General features: G+C 64.3%; 10 protein-coding genes and 1 pseudogene. 5 read left to right on the top strand and 6 right to left on the bottom strand.

The genetic code is table 11. From position 1 onward, the window contains the following. From IC50_RS08705 to IC50_RS08715, 3 genes and pseudogenes are all read right to left on the bottom strand, one after another. Nucleotides 1-304 (bottom strand): annotated as a pseudogene (locus IC50_RS08705) (23S rRNA (adenine(2503)-C(2))-methyltransferase RlmN); the annotation flags it as partial. Between the two features lie 205 nt (nt 305-509). After that, nucleotides 510-1163 (bottom strand): invasion associated locus B family protein, encoded by a 654-nt coding sequence (locus IC50_RS08710; protein ID WP_035703057.1) that lies wholly within the window; start codon nt 1161-1163, stop codon nt 510-512. A gap of 116 nt (nt 1164-1279) precedes the next feature. Beyond that, entirely contained in the window at nt 1280-2119 is an 840-nt protein-coding gene (locus IC50_RS08715) for an SDR family oxidoreductase (RefSeq protein WP_035703059.1), read from the bottom strand. A gap of 203 nt (nt 2120-2322) precedes the next feature. Between IC50_RS08715 and IC50_RS08720 the strand changes: the two genes are divergently transcribed. From IC50_RS08720 to IC50_RS08730, 3 genes are all read left to right on the top strand, one after another. After that, nucleotides 2323-3297, top strand: a complete 975-nt coding sequence (locus IC50_RS08720; protein WP_035703061.1) for an NADPH:quinone oxidoreductase family protein — start codon at nt 2323-2325, stop codon at nt 3295-3297. A 359-nt stretch (nt 3298-3656) separates the two neighbouring features. Beyond that, nucleotides 3657-4394 carry a hypothetical protein gene (locus IC50_RS08725; RefSeq protein WP_244429558.1) on the top strand — a complete coding sequence of 246 codons (738 nt, stop codon included), beginning with the start codon at nt 3657-3659 and terminating at the stop codon, nt 4392-4394. A gap of 18 nt (nt 4395-4412) precedes the next feature. Continuing rightward, nucleotides 4413-5573 carry a TAXI family TRAP transporter solute-binding subunit gene (locus IC50_RS08730; protein WP_035703063.1) on the top strand — a complete coding sequence of 387 codons (1161 nt, stop codon included), beginning with the start codon at nt 4413-4415 and terminating at the stop codon, nt 5571-5573. 188 nt (nt 5574-5761) lie between these two features. Here IC50_RS08730 and IC50_RS08735 read toward each other — a convergent pair whose 3' ends face one another. Further along, entirely contained in the window at nt 5762-6145 is a 384-nt protein-coding gene (locus IC50_RS08735) for a YkvA family protein (RefSeq protein ID WP_035703065.1), read from the bottom strand. 100 nt (nt 6146-6245) lie between these two features. Further along, nucleotides 6246-6536 (bottom strand): 4a-hydroxytetrahydrobiopterin dehydratase, encoded by a 291-nt coding sequence (locus IC50_RS08740; RefSeq protein WP_035703067.1) that lies wholly within the window; start codon nt 6534-6536, stop codon nt 6246-6248. 251 nt (nt 6537-6787) lie between these two features. Here IC50_RS08740 and IC50_RS08745 point away from each other — a divergent pair, with 251 nt between their 5' ends. Continuing rightward, the gene (locus IC50_RS08745) at nt 6788-8233 is read left to right on the top strand and encodes a TAXI family TRAP transporter solute-binding subunit (RefSeq protein WP_050990938.1); all 1446 of its coding nucleotides are present in this window, start codon (nt 6788-6790) and stop codon (nt 8231-8233) included. 173 nt (nt 8234-8406) lie between these two features. Continuing rightward, nucleotides 8407-9948, top strand: coding sequence for an alkaline phosphatase D family protein (locus IC50_RS08750; RefSeq protein WP_035703070.1), 1542 nt, complete (start codon nt 8407-8409; stop codon nt 9946-9948). 3 nt (nt 9949-9951) lie between these two features. On the opposite strand, the gene IC50_RS08755 is transcribed toward IC50_RS08750, so the two are convergent. Continuing rightward, nucleotides 9952-10309 (bottom strand): response regulator (locus tag IC50_RS08755; protein ID WP_035703072.1); only part of this gene is annotated, 358 nt, incomplete at its 5' end.

Consider the following 10309-nt stretch of genomic DNA (forward strand, 5'->3'; position numbering starts at 1 on the left):
TGGAGATCTGCTCGGCCACGACTTCGGGACGGTCGACGGTAAAGTGCTGCGCGAGCTCAGCGCGAATGCCCTTCGAGATCGAGGTCATGTCGTCGAAGCTTTGGGCGCCACGGAAATAGAGCCAATGCCATAGCTGCTGCACGCGCATCTTGCGCTGTGCCGGCGCGACACCGATCTCGCCGAGGCGTTCGGCAAGCTCGGCGCGCGACAAGCCGATCAGCGACGGCTTTGCCGGCGGCACATAGGTTTCGAGCGGAGTCTTCTCCACCAGGATTGCGTTGTGCGGCTGGGTCGACGGTTGCATTGATGGGCCTGATTGCTGTGGTCGTTCCGGGACGACGCGAAGCGACGAACTATGGTGCACAATTGCGCACCTGAGAACCTCGAGATTCCGGGTCTGGTCCTTCGGACCATCCCGGAATGACGGAAGAAAGCCTGGAACCGGCCCTATATAGCAACCGGAACCGCCGATTGCGACCTTATCGGCCGCAGCCTTAACGTCGGAAATCTTACCGTCTGCAGTCCTGAGCGATCTTGTCGAGCGCCTGGGACAGGCCCTTCAGCGAAAACGTGTCGGTCGTCTCCGTACCCTTGGCCGAGACGCCCTTGACGACGAGATCGGCGGATTTACGCATGGCTTCGACCATCCGCTCCTCCTCGGCCGCGTTCTTGATCCAGAGGCCGTCGCCCTGCGTGTACATCGCGAAGGAGGCGCCGCCGACTTCGACGGTCGATTCCGAGCCCGGCTTCAGCGCGTAGCCGATCATCACCGAAACTTCGTTGTTGACCTTCTCCGCCGGCCGGGTCGAGACGAACGCATAGGCGGGATCGCGCGGCCGATTCGGCGGATTGGTCTTCGACGATGAAGGCTTGGCCAGTGCGAAGCAGACCTTCTTGCCGTTAGGCGTCGCCGAATAGGCGCCCCAGGTGCCGAACTGGCCGATCAGGGTCGGCTCGGCACCGCCCGCAACCGCCGCGGGCGAGACTGCCGGCTTGCTCTCGGGCTTTGCAGCCGACTTCGCAGTCGTATGGGCCGATGGCGCGGCCGGCTTTGGTGTCGCCTCTTTTGGAGCAGACTTGTGCGCCGGTTGCGCCCGCGCGGAATCGGCGATTCCCCCGGCCATGACGCCAGTCATCAAAGCTAAAATCAGCACCCGCCACATGCCGCAGTGGTTCCCTCAATATTGTGACTGGAAGATGGCCCGACCGCGCGTTGTCCCCGGGCAGGGATAGCCGGGAAAGTCCAATTTGGGAAGGCAGTTAGCGGCAGCCGCGGCGGCTAGGCCTTGGATCGCGCGGCGCGTTGCTCGGCCCACTGCGTCTCGGTCCAGCCGAGCAAATCCTCGGCGCCGGAACTGCGCAAATGCGCGCCACCGTCGATCACCACCATCTCGCCATTGATGTAACCGGCGCGGTCCGAGACCAGGAAGCTGGCGAGATCGGCAAGCTCGCCGTGCTCGCCGGTGCGTCCGAGCGGGTTGCGCGCGGTCCAACTTTCGTCGCGGCCTTCGGGACGTAGCTGCCCGGATGCGCCGGCGGTCGGAAACGGACCCGGCGCGATCGCGATGGTGCGGATGCCCTTCGGGCCCCACTCCACCGCAAGGCTCCTGGTCATCGCCAGCAGGGCGGACTTCGCCATCGCCGACGGAACCGTGAAGGCGCGGCCTGTGATCGTGGAGGTCGATAGAATCGACAGCACGACGCCGCCACGCCTGCCATCGATCCAGCGTTTGCCGGCGGCGAGCGTGCAATACATCGCACCATGCAGCGTCGGCGCCAGGATCGCATCCGCGGCACGGAAGGAGAGCTGCTCGCTCTGTGCGATGAAGGTCGCGGCAGCATTGTTGACGAGGACATCGAGTGGCGCTTCGCGCCAGATCTCATTCATCATGCCATCCACGGCGGCGCCCTCGCGAATGTCGCAAGCGATGGTCGTGACCTTGCCGCCAGTCTGTGCGCGCATCTCGCGCGCGGCAGCTTCCAGCCGATCGAGCTTGCGGCCGCAGATCACGAGTTCGGCGCCGAGCGCGAGGAAGCGACGGCCCATCGCAGCGCCGAGGCCCGAGCCGCCGCCGGTGACGAGGATGCGCTTGCTCTCGAGCAGGCTTGTTTCAAACATCGTTTGAATCCTCCATCCTCTTCTTGCTCCGTCATTGCGAGACTATTTCCGCGAGGCGGACTCTGGATTGCTTCGCTTCGCCCGCAATGACGAGGATAGGCCGGAGCCTAGCCTCAGACAAAGAATCCCGATTGTCGGGCCGCGCCAAATCCGGCAGAAACGGCCAAACCATAATTCCACTCGAAACACTCCAAGGTGCCGCCATGAAAGCCATCCTCTGCTCGCAATATTGCCAGCCCGACGATCTCGTGCTGGCCGAGGTGCCGGATCCGGTGGCAGGTCCCGGCGAGGCCGTGATCGCGATCAAGGCGGCGGCGCTGAACTTCTTCGATCTCCTGATGATCCAGGGCAAGTACCAGATCAAGCCGCCGTTCCCGTTCTCGCCGGCGGCGGAAGTCGCGGGCGTGATCGAGAGCATCGGCCCTGACGTCACCGACCTGAAGGTCGGCGACCGCGTGGTGGCATCCTGCGGCCACAACGGCGCACGCGAGAAGATCGCGCTGCCGGCGGCGTCGATCGTGAAAATCCCCGACGATCTCGACTACGACCGCGCTGCCGGCATCATCATCATCTACGGCACCGCGCTGCATGCGCTGGAGGATCGCGCCAGTCCGAAACCCGGCGAGACGCTCGCGGTGCTCGGCGCGGCCGGCGGCACGGGCCTTGCGGCCTGCGAGCTCGGCAAGCTGATGGGCCTGAAGGTGATCGCCTGCGCCTCGTCGGACGAGAAGCTCGAATTCGCCAAAGCTCATGGCGCCGAGCTGACGCTGAACTACGCCAGGGAAGATCTGAAGGAAGGCCTGCGCAAGCTCACCGGCGGCAAGGGCGTCGACATCATCTTCGATCCGGTTGGTGGTACTTACGCCGAGCAGGCGCTGCGCTCGATCGCCTGGGAAGGCCGCTTCCTCGTCATCGGTTTTGCCGCCGGCGACATTCCAAAAATGCCGTTGAACCTCGCACTGCTGAAGGGCTGCGACATCCGCGGCGTGTTCTGGGGGGCCTGGACCCGACTCAACCCGGCCAAGAACCGCGCCAATCTCGAAAAGCTCGTGAAGTGGACCGCGGAAGGAAAGATTTCATCGCATGTCGACCGCACCTTCCCGCTGGCCCAGACAGCGGAAGCGCTGAAGGTGCTCGCGGGACGCCAGGCCATGGGCAAGGTGATCCTGCATCCGTGAGGATGTGGGGCGTCGCTCAGCATCCACAGCCGTCATCGCTCGCCAACCATCACCGGTAAAATTGTGGTGCATTCCGCCGCCTCGCCGTAATCAAACCCAAATATCTCCAGATTCGCGCAAACCGCCGTCGTCTTTTGGGCTGAATCGGACGGCGATTTACCGGTTCCAGTTTGCGGGGCACTTCTGGACAACAACAAGAAGACTAAAGCCGGGAATGCCCCTGCGTTGCGTCAGTAATGGGGAGCATCACCATGGAGACGACGGCCCACCGTTTGTCGAGGGAATCGAGCGCGTTCGACTCCAATCGAGCCGCATCACATCCGCAGACAGCGTCCTTTGTCCGTGCGCGCGCTGCACGGGTGGATCTTTCGCAGGACGAGGCAGTTCCACTGTTCCTGTCCGATCCGCTCGGGGCGCCGGACCCCAGCGAATATGCGCCGGTGAAGTTGCGCTCCAGAATTGTCCCGCGTGTGCTCGCGGCGGTTCTGGCGGCATCCACCCTTGCAGTCCTGATCACGCTATTTCAATCCGACTTTCGCGGCCTCTTCGCCGCCAATGCCGGTAGCTGGATTCGCATCGTGGCTGACCAGGCCATGGCGTCAGCCAGCGCGCCGGCCATACCGCAGACCCCGCCCGAGAATGCGGTCCGCGTGAGCGATACGAGGCAGGCAAGCGCCGACACGCAGGCTCTCCCTGCACCGGCAACGCCGAGCCGCGAGGCGATCGCGACCGCCTATCAGACGGCGCTGCAAGCCCAGGCGCCCGCGCCCGTTGCGGCGCCGCCAGCACCGCCTGCGCCGCCTCCGCCCGCCAAGACGCTCGATGCCGACACACTGGCCGGGCTGATGACGCGCGCGAAGAGCCTGCTCGGTGTCGGCGATATTGTTGCGGCCCGCCTGCTGCTCGAACGCGCGGCCAATGCACAGGACGCGACGGCTGCGTTCATGCTGGCGCAGAGCTATGACCCGGTCGTGCTGGGCACCAGCGACTCCCGGCGCATCGCCGCTGACGCGACCGCCGCGCGCGACTGGTACCAGAAGGCCGCGATACTTGGATCGGCGGAGGCGCGACAGCGCCTCGCCCAGCTCTCGAACTAGACCATTTCAGGGGACATCATGCGTAACGCTTTGGGAATGGCGCTGGCCGCCTTCATGACCGTCTGTGCCTTCACGGCGCGCGCCGAGCAGGCCGAATACGATCCAGCCAAGGTCTCGGACGGCCTGAAGGCCATCTTCCAGTTCGGCTCGACCTCGACAAAACAGGCGCTGAACGCCAACACCGTCACGCTGATAACGGGCACGATCGGCGGCACCTATGTGCAGTTCGGCGCCGACCTTGCCTCCGTGCTCGACGACGGCAACAAGATCCGCGTGCTGCCGATCGTCGGCCGCGGCTCGGTGCAGAGCGTTGCCGACATCCTGTTTCTGCAAGGCGTCGATCTCGGTATCGTCCGCGCAGACACGCTCGACTATCTCGAGCGCAAGGGTTTTGCCAAGGACATCAAGCGGCAGTTCACCTATGTGACCAAGCTCTACAACGAGGAGATGCAGGTGATCGCGCCGAAATCGGTCGCGACATTGAAGGACCTCGAAGGCAAGACCGTCAGTGTCGACCTGCCGAATGGCGGCACCTTCGTCACCGCGCTCACCGTGTTCGAGCGGCTCGGGATCAAGGCGAAATTCGTCTATGTCGAACAGCGCATCGCGATGGAGAAGCTGAAGGCCGGCACGATCGACGCCGTCATCGTGGTCGGAGGCAAGCCGTACAAATCGGTCTCGACCTTCGCCAACGACGGCCGCTTCCATCTCGCGAAGGTCGACTATGAAAGGCCGCTTCAGAGCGACTATCTGCCCGCGACGCTGACCGCCAAGGATTATCCGAACCTGATCCGGGAAGGCGAAAGCGTGGACACGATCGCCGTGCCTGCGGTGCTCGCGGCCTATAATTGGGCACCCAACACCGAGCGCTATCGCAAGCTCGCGCTGTTCGTGGACGCGTTCTTCACGAAATTCACGGCGCTCCAGAACCCGCCCTTCCATCCCAAGTGGAAGGAGGTCTCGCTGGCGGCGCCGCTGTCAGGATGGAACAGATTGCCGGTGGCGCAGCACTGGCTCGACAAGCACGGCATCGAGCCGGTGACACGGCAGCGCTTCGAAGCGTTTTTGAAGCAGAGCCCTGCGGCCGCGCAGGTGTCCGACGCGGACAAGGAAGCGCTGTTCAAGCAATTCCAGGCGTGGGACGCGGCGAACGCGCGGGCGCAGGCGGGGCCGAAGTAGCGGTTGTCGCTGCGAGCAATGGTGTCGCAAGCGCCATCCACACTCAGCCGTCATCGCCCGGCTTGATCGGGCGATCCAGCACTCCGAAACAGCAGTGATTGAACTTAAAGCCGCGGCGTACTGGATTCCCCGCCTTCGCGGGGAATGACAGCGGAGTGTGTAGCCGCGACATGCTTCGCCGAAGACACCTATTGCGCCGCCTCCCCCTCGTCCACCCCACGCTTCAGCGCGGCGCGGGCGGCCTCGCGATGCTCGTTGGTGATGTGGCCGGCGACCATGCGGATGGCGGTGGCGAGAACGGCGGCGTCATCGGCGAAGCCGAGGATCGGCATCACATCCGCGACGAAGTCGAACGGCAGGACGAAATAGGCGATCGCTCCTAACAGCGAGGCCTGGACGTGGCGCGGCGTCCGCCGGTCGAACGCGCAGTAATAGGCGGCAAGCAAATCTTCCGCGAACGGCAGCTGCGCGGCGACACGCTTCAGCTTGCGCCAGAAGCGACGGCGCACGCTCTCGCGATCTTCCGCGAGCCGATCGGCCGGCTCGAACCCGACGCTGTGCTCGGCAGCCATGCTCAAGAACTCCCCGTTCTGCCGGAGGCGGAGGGTCGTCCCGTCCCGGCTGATCACAAGATGGGGATCCGGCCCTTCCCCGCAAGACGCGAGCCTTGTGTCAGCCCGCGATGGCGTTCATCGCCTTGGCCAGCGCGACGTCGAGCGCGGTGACGCCGCCGGCGTCGTGGGTCGACAGCACCACCTCCACTGTCTTGTAGACGTTGCGCCATTCGGGGTGATGATCCATCTTCTCGGCGGCCAGCGCAGCGCGGGTCATGAAGCCGAACGCAGCGTTGAAATCCTTGAAGACAAAGGTCTTCCCGATGGCGTCGCGGCCTTGGACTTCAGTCCAGCCCGGTAGTCCGCCCAGCGCCTGCTTGCGCGCCTCCGCCGCGAGCCGTTCTGCCATGGTTCTCTCCGTCCTTTAAAGCGCGATGAGATTTGGATGAATCGTCGTCGCGCTTTAGGTTGTTGTTTAAGCATGATCTTTTCGGAAAACCGCTGCGCACTTTTCCGGATCATGCTTAGAGGAACTTTACTCTAACACCGCGCCGGCGCCCGGGTTCATACGGGATTCCTGCATCCGCTAACCATGACGGAGATGTAACCCCGCCGGGCAGGAAATTTGCTACAATTGCCCAACTAAATCGCCGGCCAAAGATGAAATTGAGCCTGAAGCGCCTGTTTGGGAGATCGATGACCGGGGGATTGGACCTGGCCGAAGCGCCCCCTCCGCCTTCGCCGCGATCCGCGGCGCGGAAGACGGCGCTCGTGTCTCTGGCACTCGTGCTTGCGATCGTCGGCGCGCTCGCCGGCGGATATTACTTCGCGATGCGCCCGGTGACGCTCAGGATCGCAGTCGGCCCTGCCAACAGCGATGACGTCAAGGTCGTGCAGGCGCTGACGCAGGCGTTCACGCAGACCAAGGGCCAAGTGCGGCTGCGACCGTTTCCGACCGAGGGCGCCACGGCCAGCGCCAATGCGCTTGCGGAAGGCAAGGTCGATCTCGCCATCGTACGCGGCGACGTCGACGTGCCCAAGAACGCGCAGGCGGTCGCGACCCTGCGCAAGAACGTGGTGGTGCTTTGGTCCGTGCCGGGCAAAGGCAAGAAGCGGGGCCCGAAGATCACCAAGATCGCACAGCTCGCCGGCCATCGCGTCGGCGTGGTTGGCCGCACCCAGGCCAACGTCAATCTGCTCAAGGTGATTCTCCAGCAATACGGCATCGATCCCGCCAAGGTCGAGATCGTGCAATTCCCCGCCAACGAAGCAGCCGAGGCGATCAAGGCGCGGAAGGCGGAGGTCTATCTCGCGGCCGGCCCCGTCAACAGCAAGATCACGGCGGATGCGATCGCCGCCTCCACCAAGGATTTCGGCGCGCCCACCTTCCTCGCGATCGATTCGGCGGACGCGATCGCGCAGAACCATCCGGTCTACGAAGCGTCCGAGATTCCCGCCGGCACCTATGGTGGCTCGCCCGCACGCCCGGAGGACGAGGTCAAGACCATCAGCTTTTCGCACCATATCGTGGCGCGCAAAGGCGTGTCCGAAACCACCATCGCGGCGTTCACCCGCCAGCTGTTCGCCGTGCGGCAGCAACTGGTGACGGAATTCCCGCTCGCGGCGAAGATCGAAACGCCCGATACCGACAAGGATGCGGTGATCCCGGTGCATCCGGGTGCGGCCGCCTTCGTCGACGGCGAGGAAAAGACCTTCCTCGACAAATACAGCGATTACATCTGGTGGAGCCTGATGGCGCTTTCCGCCATGGGCTCGATCGGCGCCTGGTTCGCCGGTTATCTGAAGAAGGACGAGCGCGACAGCAACAGTCATCTGCGCGAACGCCTGCTCGACATGATCCCGGCGGCGCGCAAGAGCGAGACGACCGAAGAGCTCGACCAGATGCAGGCCGAAGCCGACGATATCCTGCGCGACACGCTGCGCTGCTACGATCACGGCGCCATCGAGGAAGGCGCGCTCACCGCCTTCAACATCGCGCTCGATCAGTTCCACGCCGCGGTCGCCGACCGCAAGGCGGTGCTGATAAGCCTGCCGCAGAACCTGCAGCGCGCAGGCGTGCAATTCCGGGCTGCCGGCAACGCGTAAGAGCTTGCCAGCGTTATTGCTGCGTCACATTGTCTCTATATAGCTTTGTCGTTATTCCGGGATGGTCCGAAGGACCAGACCAAAGGTGCGCAATTGCGCACCGGGGAATCTCGAGATTCCGGATTCGCGCCTCGCGCGCTCCGGAATGACAGCGAGAGGTGCGCGAGCCAGCCATGAACATCAAATTCTCCCGCCGCCGCTTCCTCGCCACCAGCGCCGGTGCGCTCGGCATGATCGCGATGCCGTATCTCTCGCGTGCGGCAGATCGGCCGGCGGTCACTCATGGCGTGCAGTCCGGCGACGTCACCGTCGACGGCGGCGTGGTGTGGGCGCGCGCCGACCGGCCCGCACAGATGCTGGTCGAGGTGGCGACGACTGATACGTTCAGGGATGCCCTTGCGCTGCCGCCGATCGCGGCGCTCCCCGAGACCGACTTCACCGCAAAGATGCTGCTTGAGAACCTGCCGGGCGGACAGGATATCTTCTACCGGGTCCGCTTCCGTGATCTCTCGCACAGCGCTGTCGAGGGGGAGCCGGTGACCGGCCGCTTCCGCACCGCCCCGGCCGACCGCCGCGACGTCAGCTTCGTCTGGGGCGGAGACGTCGCCGGGCAAGGCTGGGGCATCAATCCGGACGACGGCGGCATGTTCACCTTTTCGGCGATGCGCAAGCACCGGCCGGATTTCTTCCTGCATTCCGGCGACACGATCTATGCCGACGGCCCCATCCAATCGGAGGTGAAGCTCGCCGACGGCAAGATCTGGAAGAATCTGACCATCCCGGAGAAGGCCAAGGTTGCCGAGACGCTGGACGAGTACCGCGCCGCGCACAAATACAATCTCACCGACGACAATCTCCGTGCCTTCAATGCGGAAGTGCCGATCTTTGTGCAGTGGGACGACCACGAGGTGACCAACAACTGGTCGCTGTCGAAGGACTTGCCGGCCGCCTACAAGGTGCGCGACATCTCGCTGCTCGCGGCCCGCGCGGGTCGCGCCTTTCACGAGATGTACCCGATGCGCGAGAGCATCACCGAGCCCGGCCGCGTCTATCGCCAGATCGCCTACGGCCCGCATCTCGACGTGTTCATGCTCGACGAGCGCAGCTATCGCGGCCCGAACGGCGCCAATCTCGACACCGCTTACGGTCCCGCCAGCTACTTCCTCGGCCCGGACCAGATCGCCTGGCTCAAGCGCGGTCTGTTGAATTCGCGCGCGACATGGAAAGTCATCGCGTCGGACATGCCGATCAGCCTGATTGTCTCCGACACGCCGAAGGGCGGCTCGGAAGCCATTGCGCAGGGCGACGGTCCGGTGCGTGGCCGCGAGTTCGAGATCGCCGACATCCTGCGCTTCATCAAGATGGCGCCGATCAGCAACACGGTGTGGCTGACGGCTGATGTGCATTACGCCGCCGCGCATTATTACGATCCGAACAAGGCGCAATTCCAGGAGTTCGAGCCGTTCTGGGAATTCGTCTCGGGCCCGCTGCATGCCGGCACGTTCGGTCCGAACGCGCTCGATAACACCTTTGGCCCCGAGGTGCGCTTCGTCAAGGCGCCGGGCAAGGACAGCCAGAACCTACCGCCGTCCGCTGGCATGCAGTTCTTCGGTCACGTCAAGATCGACGGCGCATCCGGCCGGATGACGGTGACCCTGCGCGACCGCGCCGACGTGGCGCTGTGGTCGACCACGCTCGATCCGAAGCAAAGCTGATCGCTAATTGGCGGCCCGTATCTTGAGCGCCGCTTCCAGCGCGTCGCTCGAACACGGCTTCTGCAACCGCGGCCGGCCTGCCAATTCGGGCGGAATGCGCGCCTCGGCGCCGTAGCCGGTGACGAAAACGAACGGAACCTTCAGCGCGATCAGCCGTTCGGCGATCGCGAAGCTGGTCTCGCGGATCAGTTCGACATCGAGCAGCGCGAAGTCGGGCGTACGCTTCGCGATCGCGTCCAGCGCCTGGGTCACCGACCCGACGGTCCGGACACCGATCACACCAAATCCGAGCAGACGGTCCTCGAAATCGATCGCGATGATCGGATCGTCCTCGACGATCAGAACATCGGCTGGGCCGCTC

It is taken from the genome of Bradyrhizobium genomosp. I (2014) (assembly GCF_000261685.1).
Lineage (GTDB): Bacteria > Pseudomonadota > Alphaproteobacteria > Rhizobiales > Xanthobacteraceae > Bradyrhizobium.